The 16,315-nt window shown below is 61.3% G+C and carries 11 protein-coding genes; 7 read left to right on the top strand and 4 right to left on the bottom strand.

Annotated elements, in window-relative coordinates:
• Positions 1-138: 138 nt before the first annotated feature.
• Positions 139-1,767, bottom strand: a complete 1,629-nt coding sequence (purH, locus tag NZ740_08160) for a bifunctional phosphoribosylaminoimidazolecarboxamide formyltransferase/IMP cyclohydrolase (protein ID MCS6771982.1) — start codon at positions 1,765-1,767, stop codon at positions 139-141.
• Between the two features lie 100 nt (positions 1,768-1,867).
• On the opposite strand from purH, the gene bioB reads away from it, so the two are divergent.
• Positions 1,868-2,878 (top strand): biotin synthase BioB, encoded by a 1,011-nt coding sequence (gene bioB, locus NZ740_08155; protein MCS6771981.1) that lies wholly within the window; start codon positions 1,868-1,870, stop codon positions 2,876-2,878.
• 192 nt (positions 2,879-3,070) lie between these two features.
• Positions 3,071-5,161, top strand: a complete 2,091-nt coding sequence (locus NZ740_08150; protein ID MCS6771980.1) for a LamG domain-containing protein — start codon at positions 3,071-3,073, stop codon at positions 5,159-5,161.
• An 18-nt stretch (positions 5,162-5,179) separates the two neighbouring features.
• Here NZ740_08150 and aroC read toward each other — a convergent pair whose 3' ends face one another.
• The gene (aroC, locus tag NZ740_08145) at positions 5,180-6,256 is read right to left on the bottom strand and encodes a chorismate synthase (GenBank protein ID MCS6771979.1); all 1,077 of its coding nucleotides are present in this window, start codon (positions 6,254-6,256) and stop codon (positions 5,180-5,182) included.
• Between the two features lie 91 nt (positions 6,257-6,347).
• On the opposite strand from aroC, the gene NZ740_08140 reads away from it, so the two are divergent.
• Both NZ740_08140 and NZ740_08135 read left to right on the top strand, forming a co-directional pair.
• On the top strand, positions 6,348-9,320 hold the full coding sequence (locus NZ740_08140; protein MCS6771978.1) for an AIR synthase-related protein: 2,973 nt from the start codon (positions 6,348-6,350) through the stop codon (positions 9,318-9,320).
• A gap of 100 nt (positions 9,321-9,420) precedes the next feature.
• Complete coding sequence (locus NZ740_08135) at positions 9,421-10,221, top strand: phosphoribosylformylglycinamidine synthase subunit PurQ (GenBank protein ID MCS6771977.1); 801 nt, start codon at positions 9,421-9,423, stop codon at positions 10,219-10,221.
• A 43-nt stretch (positions 10,222-10,264) separates the two neighbouring features.
• On the opposite strand, the gene NZ740_08130 is transcribed toward NZ740_08135, so the two are convergent.
• On the bottom strand, positions 10,265-11,185 hold the full coding sequence (locus tag NZ740_08130) for a hypothetical protein (GenBank protein ID MCS6771976.1): 921 nt from the start codon (positions 11,183-11,185) through the stop codon (positions 10,265-10,267).
• A 362-nt stretch (positions 11,186-11,547) separates the two neighbouring features.
• Between NZ740_08130 and NZ740_08125 the strand changes: the two genes are divergently transcribed.
• Positions 11,548-12,483 carry a hypothetical protein gene (locus NZ740_08125; GenBank protein ID MCS6771975.1) on the top strand — a complete coding sequence of 312 codons (936 nt, stop codon included), beginning with the start codon at positions 11,548-11,550 and terminating at the stop codon, positions 12,481-12,483.
• A 138-nt stretch (positions 12,484-12,621) separates the two neighbouring features.
• Here NZ740_08125 and NZ740_08120 read toward each other — a convergent pair whose 3' ends face one another.
• Positions 12,622-12,999 carry a diacylglycerol kinase family protein gene (locus tag NZ740_08120; GenBank protein MCS6771974.1) on the bottom strand — a complete coding sequence of 126 codons (378 nt, stop codon included), beginning with the start codon at positions 12,997-12,999 and terminating at the stop codon, positions 12,622-12,624.
• Between the two features lie 116 nt (positions 13,000-13,115).
• Here NZ740_08120 and aceE point away from each other — a divergent pair, with 116 nt between their 5' ends.
• Positions 13,116-15,791 carry a pyruvate dehydrogenase (acetyl-transferring), homodimeric type gene (gene aceE / locus NZ740_08115; protein ID MCS6771973.1) on the top strand — a complete coding sequence of 892 codons (2,676 nt, stop codon included), beginning with the start codon at positions 13,116-13,118 and terminating at the stop codon, positions 15,789-15,791.
• Positions 15,792-15,804: 13 nt separating this feature from the next.
• Positions 15,805-16,227, top strand: coding sequence for a biotin/lipoyl-binding protein (locus NZ740_08110; protein MCS6771972.1), 423 nt, complete (start codon positions 15,805-15,807; stop codon positions 16,225-16,227).
• Positions 16,228-16,315: the final 88 nt, after the last annotated feature.

The following is a 16,315-nucleotide window of genomic DNA, read 5'->3' as shown; positions in this document are numbered from 1 at the left end:
TGATTCTCTGCAACCTCCTTACGACCTCGCACTTTGACAATTCATCGGCTTCATCGTTCAAAATTTCATTACATGGAATTTACAAATGATGAAATCGCGGCCCCTCCTATGACGTCCGAGGGAGTCGGCGGGGCGGCGTCAGTGTTTGAAATGACGCATGCCGGTGAATGCCATCGCGATCCCGTAGCGGTCGCAGGCCGCGATGATCTCCTCGTCCTTCCTGGAGCCTCCCGGCTGAACGATGTATCGAATGCCTGCCTCGGCGGCATGTTCGATGGCGTCGGGGAACGGGAAAAACGCATCTGAGATCAGCACGCACTCCCGAATAATCTGGTCGCGAAATTCTTTCAAGGTCGTGCCATATAGCCGCTGCGATTCGTACAACGCGTGAATGTTCTCCTCGGCGCGGGGGAGCGCCAACTTGCGCAGTGCATCGACACGGTTGGGCTGGCCGGCGCCCATGCCCAGCAGCATGAACTGCCCCGGCGTGTATTCGCGAACGATCGCGATCGCGTTGGATTTGATGTGCTTGCAGACCTTGATGCCGAATTCGGCGAGGGCTTTCTTTTCTTCGGGAAAAAAGGCTGCCGTCGGAACCATCCATTGCGCGATCGATTCCACATCGCGATCCTGGACCAGCAGCCCTCCATTGATCTGGCGGATGGACGCTCCGGATTTTGCGATGGCGAGCGGGGCGTTGAGTTGGAGCAATCGCAGGCTCCGGCTTTTAGCCTTCAAAAACTCGAGAGCATCCGAGTCGTAGTTTGGGGCGATCAGGACCTCGATGAATCGGTTGGCCGTGCACTGCGCGGTCGCGAGATCAACGCGCGAGCTGACTGCGACGACGCTGCCGAATGCGGACACCGGGTCACCCGCCCATGCGGCCTCAAACGCCTCCGCCAGCGTGGCGCCGGTGGCATACCCGCAGGGATTGGTGTGCTTGACGATTGCGACACCGTGGCGTCCTGCCAGCTCCCGGACCGCCTCCAGAGCGGCGTCGGCATCGAGGTAGTTGTTGTAGGACATTTCCTTGCCGTGAAGGAGGGTGCAGTGAGCGGCGCACGCCTCATCAACGGCGGGTTCACGATAGACGATTGCCTCTTGGTGGGGATTTTCGCCGTATCGGAGTCGCTCGCCCGCTGTGAAGGCAAGGACAAACGGGGGCACGGTGCGCGGCTCGATCGATTTGGCGAGAAACGCGGCTATCGCCGCGTCATACCGAGCCTGCTGCGCGAAAACCTTGAACGCAAGTTCGCGACGCAACTCATGGCTGGTTGAGCCGCCCCGCTGCTTCATCTCGGCGAGCACGCGCGCGTAGTCCGCAGGATCGGTCACTACGGTCACAAACGCGTGGTTTTTCGCGGCGGATCGGAGCATCGTGGGGCCGCCGATGTCAATTTGCTCAATGGCGGCGTCGAACGAAATGTCAGGCTTGGAGGCGGTGGCCTCAAAGGGGTAAAGATTGACCGCGACCAGGTCGATGGGGAGGAAACCGTGCTTCTGCATGGTCCGCTCGTGCTCGATGTCCCCGCGGAGATACAGGAGGCCCGCATGAACTTTGGGATGCAAGGTCTTGAGACGGCCGCCGAGCATCTCAGGAAATCCAGTAAATTCCGAAACATCGCGGACGGGAAGGCCCGCACTCTGCAGGAGCCGCGCGGTGCCGCCAGTCGACAAAAGCTCAATGCCGAATTCGGCCAAACCGGCAGCGAAGTCGAGGATGCCGCTCTTGTCCGAGACACTGATGAGTGCGCGCTGAATTTTCATGGTTGGAACGCGTGACCTTTTCCTTGTAGCGGAGCGAAAGGGCCATTTCCAGCCCGGTTTTAGGTTTGCAGCTCGTTCAGCGGATTGTATAAAAAGCGGCATGGCGAAAGCGGAAAGAAAAATCGCGGCAGTCGACTGGGACGAACTCGCTGAACGAGCCTTGGCGGGCATCGCGCCAACGCGCGAGGAAGCTCTTGCAATCCTGCAATCGGATGACGACGACCTGCTGGCACTGCTGCACGCGGCCTTTCGTGTGCGGCGTCGTTTCCATGGCCGGGACGTGCGCCTGCACGTGCTCCGAAATGCCAAAAGCGGACTGTGCCGGGAGAACTGCGCGTTTTGCAGCCAGGCGATTGGCGCGTACAGCGGCGTCCAACGCTATCCGATGCAAACCGTCGAAGAACTCGTCGAGGGCGCACGTAAGGCCTACGAGCTCGGGGCGGTCAAATATTGCATGGTAACCTCGACGCGCGGACCCTCGGAACGCGAGCTGGACGTGATCTGCGAGGCGGTACGGCGGATCAAATCCGAGATGAACATCAAGATTTGCACCTCCCTGGGGATCCTCACTGAAGCGCAAGCTGTCCGGCTCGCCGCCGCAGGAGTGGACCGGTTCAACCACAATCTGGAAACGTCTCGCGCGTTCTTTCCGAAAATTTGCCAAACGCACACCTTTGAGGATCGGGTACAAACCGTTAAATTCGCAAAAGCCGCAGGTATGGAGGCGTGCTGCGGAGGCATCATGGGCATGGGCGAGACGCTGGAGGACCGCGTCGATCTCGCCTTCACCCTCCGCGAACTCGAGGTCGAATCGATTCCGGTGAACTTTCTCGATCCGCGGCCAGGGACGCCGCTGGCCCATCTCGAAAAGATGTCTCCGGTCGAGGCGCTGAAATGCCTGTGCATGTTCCGCTTTGTCAACCCCACCCGCGACATCCGCATCGCCGGCGGCCGCGAGGTCGTGCTTCGCCACATGCAGCCGCTTGCCCTTTATCCGGCCAACTCCATGTTCACGGAGGGCTACCTGACCACAGGTGGCCAGGGCTACGAGAAGGACATGGCGATGCTCCGGGAGGCTGGGTTCAAGCTCGCGGAACTGGTCCAGGAATAAACGCGCCGGACAAGACCGGATCTAAAACGCACAGGGCACGGCGAGCGGGAATGTGTCGACGCCGCAGGTGAAAGTTGCCGGCTGATTCAGGTTTCCACACGCCGAAGTTGGTGTATGGTTTGTAGCGTTTTGTATCCTATGATTCGGCATCTTATCCATCGGTGCCGGGCTTGGAGAATTGCATGTGGCTGGGTGGCTGCTGCCGGCATCTTTTTGGCTGTGCCCGCCGCTCAAGCGCAAACTTCGCATTATTCCCTGCGATTCTACGGCACCGGAGTCGGGCCGCCCGGCGACCAGGATCGTGTCAAAATTCCCATCAATTCGCCCGGCAATCCGCTAAATGTAGGCGATGATTTTACCATCGAATTTTGGATGCGCTGCCGCGCGGCCGACAACAATGGCGTCGTATACGACACGAACAACGGCGACGGGTGGATTACAGGGAATGTCGTCGTAGACCGGGATGTTTTCTTCGATGGCGATTACGGCGATTTTGGGGTGAGCATCGGCGCGGTCGGCGGATCCCGAGTGGTGGCGTTTGGCCTTTCCCGAACAAATCTCGGCCGCACGATTGTCGGCACCAACAACGTGGGGGATGACCTCTGGCACCACGTGGCGGTGACGCGCGTTCGGAGCAGTGGACTGATGCGCATCTATGTCGACGGCCGGCTCGACGCGCAGGGCTTCGGCCCCACCGGCCACATCGGATACCGCGTGGGCCGGCCAACAAGTTATCCGAACTCTGATCCCTATCTCGTCCTCGCCGCCGAAAAACACGACGCAGGAGCGGCCTACCCCTCCTTCAATGGCTTTCTCGACGAGTTCCGCGTTTGGACGCAAGCGCTATCGCAAGCCGAAATTTCCAACGTGTATTGGAACGTTCTCGCGACGAACACGCCCGGACTGGTCGCCTATTACCGGTTTGAGGAGGGCAGTGGAACCAACGTCTATGATCTCACCGGCCTGTCCCCCGTGGGTCGGCTGATCGCCGGCGTCACAAACAACGGCCAATGGATGCCCCGCAGCGTCGACACGAACTGGACCGCCCCGCTCGGTCCGCCGGCACCGCCGCCCCCGCCGCCGCCCATGACCAACGTGACGATCCACTCAGTGCCTTCCGGATTGGCAATTATCCTAGATGGGGTCTCTGACGTCACACCGTTCACGCGCATGCTCCCCGTGACGAACTGGTTCACCCTCATCGCGCCCACCAATCAAACGTTGAATGGGACTGTGTACGTGTTCCGTTGCTGGTCCGATGCCGGCCCGCAAAATCGCCTCCTCTTTATTCCTGTGACCGGTCTCTTCCTTCGCGCCGGCTATGCCCCCCTCCCCGGCGGCGCAGTCGACCAACCGGTGCCTGCGGCTAACCGGAATGTGGAGTCGTTCTCGGGTGTCAACGCCTTCCAGAACCAATACAACGCGAATTGCCTCTGCGCGGGACGCGAAAATGCGCCATCGTACCGCTACGAACCCGCAATGGCGTTTCCGCTCGCCATTCCCGCCGGCGCTTCCATCCAAACCGCGACGCTCCGCCTGCGGGGCTTTGCCGACAACAGTGGATCTCCCACTTTCATCATTCGCGCCTACAACGTGAGCAATATCGCCCCGTTTGTGGGGGGTTCCGGTCCGTCGGTTACCGGCCTTTATCCTTTGACGTCCGCGTCTGTCACTTGGTCGCCGCCGGCGTTCGCCACGCACGGCGAATATGATTCCCCGAACCTGGCCGCCGTAATTCAAGAGGTCATCAACCGCCCCGACTGGTCGCCTGGCAACTATCTCGGACTCGTCGTTCTCACGGCGAACGGCTCAGGCGACCATTGGCGCTGCTGGAGCAACCAGCAATCGGGCACGCCGCCGCGCTTACTCGTCCAGTTCGGAACATCCGCATCGGACACGCCGGACATCGACGGAGACGGCATGCATGACGCTTGGGAAACCGCGAACGGATTTGATTGCACATCCGCATCCCCGCCTGACCGGGACAGCGATGGCGACGGTTTCCCCGACCTTCATGAGTTTGTCGCGCTGACGGATCCGAACAACCCCTCGGACTTCCATCGCATTCTTCTGGCGGTATCAACAAATGCTACCGATCAGACGATCACTGTGCCGACCGCGACGGGCCGCCTGTACCGGATCGAAGCGTCTTCCAACGTGATGGATTCCACGTGGATCCCGATTGCCACAAACCTCCAGGGCGTGGGCGTTCCGATCGTATGGGTGGAAACCAATTCGCTGCCCGCCCGCTTCTTCCGCTCCGGCGTCCAACTGGCGCCCTGAACAGAGCTCCGCGTTTTTTCAGCGCGACCGCTGGATGAGGGCAGCGTCGATGAGCACTAGCGCGGCCATCGCCTCGACAATCGGGACGGCGCGGTTGACCACACAGGGGTCATGTCGACCCTTCGCCTCCAGGATGGTCTCGTTGCCATCAAAATCGGCCGTTGGCTGGGGCTGGCTAATGGTCGCTGGAGGCTTGAACGCGACGCGAAACCAGATGGGCTCGCCGTTCGAGATTCCGCCCTGGATTCCGCCGCTGTAATTCGTTCGCGTGCCCAGCCGGTCTCCCTTTTTGACGAACGCGTCATTGTGCTCGCTGCCCCGCATTCGCGCGCCCGCAAATCCGGACCCGATTTCAAAGCCCTTGGTGGCGGGAAGTGAAAGCATCGCCTGCGCGAGTTTGGCCTCCAATTTGTCGAACACGGGCTCGCCCCAACCCGCCGGCACGCCGCGACATACGCAGGTGACCACGCCGCCGACGGAATCCCCGCACTCCCGCGCCTCTTGCACCGCGCGAATCATGCGCTCGGCCGTTTCCGCATGCGGACACCGGATGATGGTTGCATCGACATCCTTGCGCGAAACCGTCTCGAAATCGATCGGCGGCGCATCGATGGCGCCGACGGAACTGACCCACGCAACAATTTCGATTCCATATGTGATGCGAAGCCACTTCTCCGCAATCGCCCCGGCGGCGACCCGACCGATCGTCTCCCGCGCGCTGGAGCGGCCGCCTCCGCTCGAGGCGCGGATGCCGTATTTCATTTGATAGGTGTAATCCGCATGGGATGGCCGCGGGATGTTCTGCATTTCCTTGTAGTCGCCGGGACGCTGGTCCTGGTTCGCCACAAATAGTCCGATGGGCGTACCCAACGTGACGCCCTGTTCAGTGCCCGAGAGAATGACGACCTCGTCGCGCTCGGATCGGGGGGTGCTGACCGCACTCTGGCCCGGTCGGCGCCGATCCAACTGGGGCTGAATGTCCGCCTCGGTAAGCGGCATCCTCGGCGGACAACCATCTACCACCGCGCCAACCCCCTTGCAGTGGGACTCCCCGAACGTCGTCACCCGAAACAACGTGCCAAATGTGCTGGACATACCGCCACGATAGGCGATGCCGCCTATTTCGCAAGCGCCGCATTCAGTTCCGTCTTGTTCTGGCCGTCAATCTGTCCAACACTGGCGCCCCATGGCGATTCGAATCGAGATCGGCCTCAAGCCGGGCGTGCCTGACCCGCGCGGCGAGGGCACGGCATGGCGCGCGCGGTCCTATTTGCAACTGCCGGTGCGATCCTGCCGCACGAGGGATGTCTATCTGATCGACGTCCCGCTCAATCCGGATGAGACCGGCCGAACCCTGCGGGCGTTTTGCGATCCCGTCACGCAAGAGGCCGCACTCGACCGCCTCCCCGCGCCGCCCTTCGATTGGCTGCTCGAGATCGGATTCAAGCCGGGCGTGACCGACAACGTCGGCCGAACCGCCCGCGACGTGCTCGCTGATGTTCTGGACCGACCGATCGGGCCCTATGAGCAGGTCTACACCGCCACACAGTACTTTCTTATCGGCCCGATGGAGCGCAGTGGCGCCGAGCGAATCGCGGCAGAGCTCCTTGCCAACCCTCTGATCCACACCGTTCAGATCTACAGCCGCGATGAATGGCTGAATGCGCCGCCTCATCGGGAACCCCCCGTCATACGCGACGACACCGCGCCAGCGGTCCGCGAAATCGATCTGGAAGTTCCCGATGACGAGCTCCTGCGAATCAGTCGGGACGGCATTCTCTCGCTTTCCCTCGACGAAATGCGCGCCATCCGCGACTACTATCGGCGCCCGGATATCCGCGCAGAGCGGGCCTCCGCAGGCCTGCCGCCCCGCCCAACCGACCTGGAACTCGAATGCCTCGCCCAGACGTGGAGCGAGCATTGCAAACACAAAATTTTCGCGGCGAAAATCCGCTACCGCGACGAAAACGGCGCCGAGCGCGAAATCGATTCGCTCTTCAAAACATTCATTCGGGCAACAACGGAACAGGTCAGCCGGCGCATCGACTGGCTGGTCTCCGTGTTCAGCGACAATGCCGGCGTCATTCGGTTCAACGAACGCTGGAATATTTTGTTCAAGGTGGAGACGCATAACAGTCCGTCCGCGCTGGACCCCTATGGCGGCGCCATCACCGGGATTGTCGGCGTCAACCGCGACGCGCTCGGCACGGGCGTCGGAGGAGAGATGGTCTGCAACACCTGGGGATACTGCTTCGGACCGCCCGATTACGCGGGCGATCTCCCCGAGGGCCTCATGCATCCTCGCCGCATCCGCGATGGCGTGCACCAGGGCGTCATCGATGGCGGCAACCAAAGCGGAATCCCATGGGCGCGCGGCTGGGAGCGATTCGACGAGCGATTCCTTGGAAAACCGCTGGTCTTCTGCGGCACGGTTGGCCGGCTGCCGGTCCTCGTCGGCGGCCGCCCGAGCGAACGCAAAGAGGTTCTGCCCGGCGATTACATCGTGATGGCCGGCGGCCGGATTGGTAAAGATGGTATCCACGGCGCCACGTTTTCATCCGAGGAACTCCGTCAGGAGTCGCCCTCCCAGGCCGTACAGATCGGAGACCCCATCACCCAGCGCAAGCTATACGAATTCCTGATTGAGGCGCGTGACCTCGGCCTCTATCGCACGCTCACCGATAACGGAGCCGGAGGTCTCAGCAGCTCCATCGGTGAAATGTGCCGGCTCAGCGGCGGGGCCGATGTGGATCTGACCAATGCCCCTCTGAAATACGAAGGGCTCCATCCATGGGAAATCTTCCTATCCGAGGCCCAGGAACGGATGACCCTCGCCGTGCCCCCCGAATGCTGGGATTCTTTTGCTGAACTGGCCAGGCGGCGCGACGTCGAGGTGGCCCGGCTTGGCGTGTTCACCCAATCTGGGCTTCTGCGCGTAAGCCACCGCGGACGCCTTTGCGGAATGCTGCGGCTCGACTTTCTCCACGACGGCTGTCCGCGCATGGAATTGGCTGCCGCCTGGTCGCCCCCACGCGTCCCCCCACCCAAACCCCTGCGCGCGGGCAACCGCAGCGTTTGGGTCCTTCGCCTGCTCGCCGCCCCGAACATTAGATCCAAAGAACCGATCAGCCGCCACTACGACGGCGAAGTCAAGGGCCTCAGCGTGCTCAAGCCCTTTGTCGGAATCTGCTCCGATGTGCCGAGCGATGCCACCATCCTGCGTGTCGATTATGAATCCCGTGAGGGGATCGTACTCGCGGAAGGGGTCAATCCGTTTCTGTCCGATCTGGATACGTACGCGATGGCGGCTTCCGCGGTCGACGAAGCCGTACGCCGAATTGTCAGCGCGGGCGGCCGCTGGGACCGCATCGCCGCGCTTGACAATTTCTGCTGGCCGGATCCGGTGCTCTCCGAAAAGACCCCGGATGGCCCCTATAAGCTGGCCCAACTTGTCCGAGCGAATCAGGCCCTTTACGACGTCTGCACCGCTTACGGCGTCCCCCTCATCAGCGGCAAAGACTCGATGAAGAACGACTCGACTCGAGGCGGTCGCAAGATCTCCATCCCCCCAACGCTGCTGATTTCGACGATCGGAAAAATCGATGACGTCCGGCAGGCCGTGACCATGCCCTTCAAGCAGGCTGGGGACGCAATCTTCGTCATCGGTCTGACGCGCAGTGAACTGGGCGCTTCCGAATATCACCGACAGCGCGCCCTCGCCGCCGGCCAGCCCCATCGAATCGGTGGCCAGCCGCCGAGTCTCGACCTGGAAATGGCCAAATCGATCTATCACGCCATGAACGAGGCGCAGGTCCGCGGGCTCATCCGTTCGAGCCACACTCCTACGCTCGGCGGCCTCGCGATCGCCTTCGCCTTCGCCGCGCTGGGAGGCGGCCTCGGCGCCCGGATCGCGCTGGAAAAAGTCCCTGAGGACGGCGCTTCGCTCGACGCCCTCCTCTTCGCCGAAAGCAACAGCCGTTTCGTCGTCACCTGCCCCGCCGAACGCGCGGCCGAACTCGAGGCGATATTTCGGGGGTTGCCGTGCGCGCGCGTTGGCGATGTGATGGCGGCGCCGGAGCTGTCGATCGGGCTATTCGGGCGGAAGGTGGTCGATTTGCCGCTCGACAAGATCCGACGCGCCTATCAGACGCCGTTCTAGGTTTTTTTATGATTCAACATTTCCATAGCATGGAAGCCGGTCCGCGCCGTTTTTACAGAGGATGGAAATTTCGAACGCCGTTTTTACAGGGCATGAAACCATGCGGCCCCCGATCCTAATCCTTACCGGTTATGGACTGAATTGCGAAGCCGAGTCGGCGCACGCCTGGCGGCTCGCCGGCGCCGAGCCGCGGTTGGCCCACCTGCACGACGTCATCGAAGACCCGACGCCGTTGCGTCAGGCGGCCGGTTTGATGCTCATTGGCGGTTTTTCATTTGGCGACCACATGGGCTCAGGGCTGGTTTTTGCCAACCGGCTCCGGACGCGGCTGGGCGGAGAGCTGCGCGCATTCCTCGAGCGGGGCGGAATCATCCTCGGCGTTTGTAATGGATTCCAGATTCTCACCAAGCTCGGACTGTTGCCTGGCCTCGGCGCTGACCTGTTCGAGCCGACGGTCTCGCTGATGCAGAACGCCTGCGGGCATTTCCTCAACCGGTGGGTCCGCGTCCGCTTCGAACCCCACTCTCCCTGCATCTTCACGCGTGGACTGACCGAGATGGATCTGCCGGTCCGGCATGGGGAGGGGCGTCTTTACCCCGCCTCGTCTTCAGTTCTCGCCGCGATCCAGCGCAAAAAACTGGCCGTATGCCGATATGTCGATCCGACAACGAACAAACCGACGCAAAGATTCCCCCACAACCCAAACGGATCCGTCAAGGCGATCGCCGGCCTGTGCGATCCCACCGGCCGCGTCTTCGGGCTGATGCCGCACCCGGAGGCGTATCTGTTTCCTGAAAATCACCCTCACTGGGACTTTCAAAAAGTGCGAGGCGCCCTGCCGGAATACGGATCCGGGCTCTCTATTTTCATCAACGCGGTCAATTATCTCCGCGCATCCTGAGCCGTTCGATCGTTGCGTGGGCCAGTCGGGTCGGGCAATCGCGCTACCAGGGCAACGCACGCGGCACGGCGCGTTCGTGGTCCCGATCCATCCCGCCCAGCGACGAGGCGGGGGAAGGCGGTGTGGCAGGAGTGGAAAAGGGCTGGGAAATTGTCGCGGAAAACACCGGGGCCGGCGTCGGGGCGAGATCCGTGGGAGCGAGCTGGAACGGCGTGAATGACGCACCCCGCCAGGGCGAAGAATGTGAATCTGAAACCATGGGTGAACCGCCCGCGCCCCGCAACGCGCTGAAGGGCGAATCCGAAGAAATCGCAGAGACTCCCTCCCGCGCCGAGAACGGAAATTCAAAAGATCGCAGCGGGTCCGCTTTGCGCTCCGGCTCTCGTTGCGCCGCCTCCCGACGGATACTTTCGAGCGGCGTCGAAAGGCTTGACAAGCCGGCATCGTAACGCGGGGTATCGACGCGAAAGCCAAACGAGGGAGCCTGATCCACCAACAGGGGCGACCAGCGATCGCGCGGCTGTGCAGCCTCATCGACCGCGTCCGTGCCGAGGTTTTCGAATTTTGCCAGATCTCGCCTATCTTCGCTTTCGAGCTCGTCGCCTTCGCGCTCCCGCGATTGGGGATCGCGGCTCGCATTCTCCGGCCGCCGAGCGGGGTCGCGAAATTCGATCATCGCGGAACGGGCGAAGGGATCTGCGTTCGTCGTACCTGCAAGGGCGGCGCGGGCTTCGTCTGAAATCGCGGCCTCTTCATCCTCAGTGCCCTCTTCTGCCTCGCGATTTTTAGCCTCCGCCTCCGCTCTGCGGGCGCGGTTGGTGGCGATATCGTTTGCCAGCCACCCCCACCCCGAATCGTTCGGTGATTGCAACGAATCCTCCCGACGAAGCCGGTCCCGACCGGATCTTCGGATCGGAAGCAGGGATGAATCCTGCGGCGGCGGTTCGGTCGGCGCCGGAATCATTCTCGGTCGACGCCGTTCGTCCGTCGGCCTTTGAGGAACGAAAGTAGGCTCAACAACGGTTCCCTCCGGTTCAGGCTGTTCGACTGGCGGCGCGACCTGAATGGGCGTCTCATGAATTGCTGCCCGGCCACTGTAGACAGGCGGTGGCCTCGGCCGCCGCAAATCAAAGCGGGCGGGAGACTGTGGCTCCGTTTCCGCCCACAAGGAGCCAGAGCAAAGGATAAGAAACGCCACAAGAAAACGAATTCGCATACCTAAAACATACCCGTCACATGCGGTTTGCCAAGTCAGGGCTTGCGCCAACGGAATCAGGTCGTGCGAGATAAAAAAGTCCTGCAAAATAAAAAATGATGGTGAACAAAATGAGTAAAATTTCTTGTGATCAAATGGCTTACGGCGGCTGGCCGAACTGTGTGCGACTGACAGATGGACGCAGCGAACTGGTGGTCACGACGGATGTGGGACCGCGCGTGATCCGCTACGGCCGGGTTGGAGGAGCGAACGTGTTCCACGAGTACCCGGATCAGCAGGGGCTTCAAGGGGGAAAATCCTGGCGGATTTACGGAGGGCACCGACTCTGGATCGCGCCTGAATCCAAACCGCTTTCCTACGCTCCCGACAATTCACCTGTTGAGTGGACTTGGAAAGGCGACGTTTTGACGCTCCTCCAAAAACCGGACTCGCCCAGCGGCCTGCAAAAATCGATGGCGATCCGGCTGGTCCGTGGCAGCGTCCGCGTGGAGCACACCCTCACAAACCGAAGCCGGAAAACGTGGACAGTCGCTCCGTGGGCGCTTTCCGTGATGGCCCCAGGCGGAACCGCTATCCTGCCGCAAGAGCCTTATGGCAGCCATCAAAAGAACCTGCTCCCCGCTCGCCCCCTAGTATTGTGGAAATACACGAAAATGAATGACGCACGGTTTACGTGGGGCGAGCGCTACATTCTCATGCGCCAGGACCGACAAGCGACATCGCCGCAAAAAATTGGGGTCCGGTCGTCGCTAGGGTGGATCCTCTACGCGCTGCCTTTTGGCACCTTCATCAAGCGCCATGAATTCGACCCGGCCGCGGTATACCCCGACATGGGATGCAATGCGGAGGTGTTCACCAACGCGGACATGTTGGAAACCGAGTCGCTGGGTCCGCTAACCGCGATCAAGCCGGGTGCGCGCGTCGTTCACGTCGAGCATTGGGGTCTTTCGGACCATGTCATCACGGATTTCTCGGAAAGCGCGCTAGACGCTGCCGTGCCCGAACTTCTGGCGGAGTGTCAGAAACTCCCGCGGCGCACGGGCTAAATTCATCAGCCTTGGCAGGATCCCGGCCGTATTCCGAATCGAAAGAGCCCTCGGATGGAGGAGTTCGACGAATGGAAGCCGACGCGGGGCGATGTCGGCGCTTCCGCGTCAATGGGCCGCGCGTGAGCCGGGTTCAATCTAGAGCGCAAGGAGCCTCGGCACAAAAACCAGTCCTCCGACGGCAGCGGCCGCAATAGAAGCCGCGAGAACGCCTCCGGCGGCAAGGTCTTTTGCGCGTCCGATGGCGGGATGATGGCCGGGATGCAGTGCGTCTGCCAGCTCCTCCAGGGCGCTGTTTATGGCCTCGGCAGCCAGGACCAACCCAATGCTCAGGGCGACCGCCATCCATTCGGCGCGCTCGATTCGGAACCAGGCCCCAAGCAATATGGTTAGCACGGCAGCCACGGCGTGGATTCGGCCGTGGACATGATGCGTGAGCAGCAAGCCGATGCCCCTGATGGCATATCGGAAGGCTTTGATTCGTCCGCAAATTCGTGCTTGTTGATGTTCTGTCATGCCATTTTTTTATCATGGGCAGCCCAACGAAATCAGCAGGCTGAAAGAACGCCTCAGACTTGCGTTTTGGGCTGGGTGCCCGTACGTTCGCATGCCGAAAGAAGGGAACTTCACCGATGAGTGATTCCGATCTGAGCCCGGAGCAACTCGAGCAACTGGAGACGCGAGACTGGCTGGATTCGTTGGAAGACGTGTACTACTCCCGCGGTCCGGACCGTGTTGCCAACCTGTTGAGCGACCTGCAGCAGCACGCCCAACGGATGGGCGTCAGGCTGCCGGTAACTTCGGTTACGCCCTACACGAATACCATTCCCGCGCACCTGCAACCCCCATATCCCGGCGACCGCGAGTTGGAGCGTCGCATCAAAAGTCTCGTGCGGTGGAATGCGATGGCGATGGTGGTGCGCGCGAACCGCGCCGACAGCAGCATTGGCGGCCATATCTCGACGTTTGCGTCCAGCGCAACGCTGTATGAGGTCGGTTTCAATCACTTTTTCCGCGGACGGAGCGAAACGCAGGAACCGGACTTTGTCTATTTCCAGGGACACGCATCGCCGGGAATCTATGCAAGAGCGTTTTTGGAAGGGCGACTTTCACGGGAGAACTTGGAGAATTTTCGCCGTGAGCTCTCCAAGGGCGGGGGACTCTCCTCCTACCCCCACCCGTGGTTGATGCCGGATTTCTGGGAATTCCCGACCGTTTCCATGGGCCTCGGGCCCATCACCGCCATCTACCATGCTCGATTTATCCGCTACCTCGAGGACCGAGGGTTGAAAAAGAAATCGGACCAGAAGGTGTGGGCGTTCCTCGGAGATGGCGAGTGCGACGAACCGGAGACGCTTGGCGCCATTTCCCTGGCTGCCCGCGAGCAACTCGACAACCTCATCTTTGTCATCAACTGCAACCTTCAGCGCCTCGACGGCCCCGTGCGCGGCAACGGCCAGATCATTCAGGAATTGGAAGCCGTGTTCCGGGGCGTGGGCTGGAATGTCATCAAGGTCATCTGGGGCAGCGACTGGGATCCCCTCTTCGCCGCGGACAAGACCGGCCATCTGGTCAAGCGCATGGGCGAGGTCGTTGACGGGGAATTCCAAAAGTATGCGACAGAATCCGGCGACTACATCCGAAAACACTTTTTTGGAAAGTATCCGGAGACCTTGAAGCTCGTTGAACACCTGAGCGACGAGCAGCTCACCAGGCTGCGCCTGGGCGGACATGATCCAGAAAAAATCTACGCGGCCTATCGCGCCGCCGTGAACCACAAGGGCGCGCCAAGCGTAATCCTCGCGCGCACGATCAAGGGATATGGTCTCGGCGAGGCTGGCGAGGGCAAAAACATCACGCACCAGCAGAAGAAGCTCAATGAAGAAGAGCTGCGTGAATTCCGTCGCCGATTCGACATCCCGATCTCCGAGGACGATATCGCGTCTGCTCCCTTCTACCGGCCCGCCAAGGACAGCCTCGAAATGAAGTACCTGATGGAAAGGCGGCGGGCCCTCGGCGGCTTCCTGCCCAAGCGAACGGTCCGCGCCAAACCCATCACGATGCCCGAAGACGACGTCTTCGCCGAATTCGCGAAAGGCACAGAAGGCCGCGAGGTTTCCACCACGATGGCCTTCGTTCGGCTGCTCTCGAAGATTGTAAAAGATCCCCATGTCGGAAAGCTGATCGTCCCCATCGTTCCCGATGAGGCCCGCACATTTGGCATGGAATCCCTGTTCCGGCAGATCGGGATCTATTCGCACGTTGGGCAACTGTACGAGCCTGTCGATGCGGAGAGTCTCCTTTACTACAAGGAGGCCAAGGACGGACAGATCCTCGAGGAGGGCATCAACGAGGCCGGTTCGATCAGTTCATTTATTGCCGCCGGCACAGCGTACGCCAATCACGGCGTCAATACGATCCCCTTCTACATCTACTACTCCATGTTCGGAATGCAGCGGGTCGGCGACCTGGTCTGGCTCGCGGGCGACAGTCGCTGCCGCGGCTTCCTGCTGGGGGGCACGGCAGGTCGAACCACGCTCAACGGCGAGGGACTGCAACATCAGGACGGCCACAGCCACCTGCTCGCCTACCCGGTGCCGAACCTGATGAGTTACGACCCTGCCTATGCCTATGAAATGGCGGTCATCATCCGGGAAGGCATCCGCCGTATGTACGTCAACGGCGAAAGCATTTTTTACTACCTCACTCTTTATAATGAAAATTACGCGATGCCCCCGATGCCCACAGGGGCCGAAGAGGGGATTCTCAAGGGCATGTACCTCTTCAAGCCGGCAAGTCTTGGGAACGCAAAGTATCGGGCCCAAATTCTGGGAAGCGGCACCATCCTCAACGAGGTCGTGAAGGCACAAGCCATGCTCGCTGAATCCTACGGAGTCGCGGCGGACGTTTGGTCGGTCACCAGCTACAAAGAACTGCGGCGGGACGCAATGGAAGCCGATCGGTTTAATTTACTCAATCCAGAGGAGCCGCCCAAAGTCCCCTATGTTTCCCAATGCCTGAACAACACCGAGGGAGTTATCGTGGCCGCCTCCGATTATGTCAAGATGTTGCCGGATTCGATCCAGCGGTGGGTTAATCGGCCGATGTACAACCTGGGCACGGAAGGTTTTGGCCGCAGCGAAACGCGCGCGAAGCTTCGCGACTTTTTTGAAGTGGACGCCCGCTACATCACGCTTGCGGTCCTGACCCAACTGGTCCGCGCCGGCCAGATGGAACGGAAGGTCCTCGCGCAGGCGATCCGTCAACTCGACATCAACCCGTCCAAGCCGAACCCTCTGACCGATTGATCTGGAGACGAACATGGCTGCCATCGAAATCAAACTCCCCTCGCTCGGCGAAAATGTCGATACCGGCGATGTCGTCCGCGTGCTCGTCAAAGTCGGCGACACGGTAAAGCCGGACCAACCGATTTTGGAAATGGAGACGGGCAAAGCCACCGTCGAGATTCCCTCTCCGGCCGGCGGCGTGGTGGCCCAGGTCTTGGTCAAAGAAGGCGCCAAAGCCCGAGTCGGCCAGCCGATTCTCGTTTTGGAAAGCGAGGCCTCCGCAGCCGCGCCCGCTGCGGCCCCGGCGCCACCGCCAGCTCCGCCCCCCCCCCCCCCACCCCCCCCACCCCACCCGCCCCCGACCCCTCGGGCCCGACCCGACGCCCTTCCGCACCGAAGCCCCGGCGCGGGCGCACGAAGCGCAGGCGCGGGCGGACGCAGAGCAGACGTGGAATAACGCAGCGGGGGCGTGGAAGATCGGAAGAGCACACGTCTGAACTCCAGTCACTCAAGCTGAACCCGCGATGCCGCACGATGTGCAGGCG

Source organism: Kiritimatiellia bacterium, from assembly GCA_025054615.1.
GTDB lineage: Bacteria > Verrucomicrobiota > Kiritimatiellia > CAIVKH01 > CAIVKH01 > JANWZO01.
Note: the sequence above shows the minus strand (reverse complement) of the source record. Positions and strands in the feature narration are given on the sequence as shown.

Excerpts from the sequence above, each read along its gene's own strand:
- NZ740_08130 (MCS6771976.1), bottom strand. The coding sequence starts at position 11,185 with ATGATTCCGGCGCCGACCGAACCGCCGCCGCAGGATTCATCCCTGCTT.
- NZ740_08120 (MCS6771974.1), bottom strand. The coding sequence starts at position 12,999 with ATGACAGAACATCAACAAGCACGAATTTGCGGACGAATCAAAGCCTTC.
- aroC (MCS6771979.1), bottom strand. The coding sequence starts at position 6,256 with ATGTCCAGCACATTTGGCACGTTGTTTCGGGTGACGACGTTCGGGGAG.
- NZ740_08135 (MCS6771977.1), top strand. The coding sequence starts at position 9,421 with ATGCGGCCCCCGATCCTAATCCTTACCGGTTATGGACTGAATTGCGAA.
- aceE (MCS6771973.1), top strand. The coding sequence starts at position 13,116 with ATGAGTGATTCCGATCTGAGCCCGGAGCAACTCGAGCAACTGGAGACG.
- NZ740_08110 (MCS6771972.1), top strand. The coding sequence starts at position 15,805 with ATGGCTGCCATCGAAATCAAACTCCCCTCGCTCGGCGAAAATGTCGAT.
- purH (MCS6771982.1), bottom strand. The coding sequence starts at position 1,767 with ATGAAAATTCAGCGCGCACTCATCAGTGTCTCGGACAAGAGCGGCATC.
- NZ740_08125 (MCS6771975.1), top strand. The coding sequence starts at position 11,548 with ATGAGTAAAATTTCTTGTGATCAAATGGCTTACGGCGGCTGGCCGAAC.
- bioB (MCS6771981.1), top strand. The coding sequence starts at position 1,868 with ATGGCGAAAGCGGAAAGAAAAATCGCGGCAGTCGACTGGGACGAACTC.
- NZ740_08140 (MCS6771978.1), top strand. The coding sequence starts at position 6,348 with ATGGCGATTCGAATCGAGATCGGCCTCAAGCCGGGCGTGCCTGACCCG.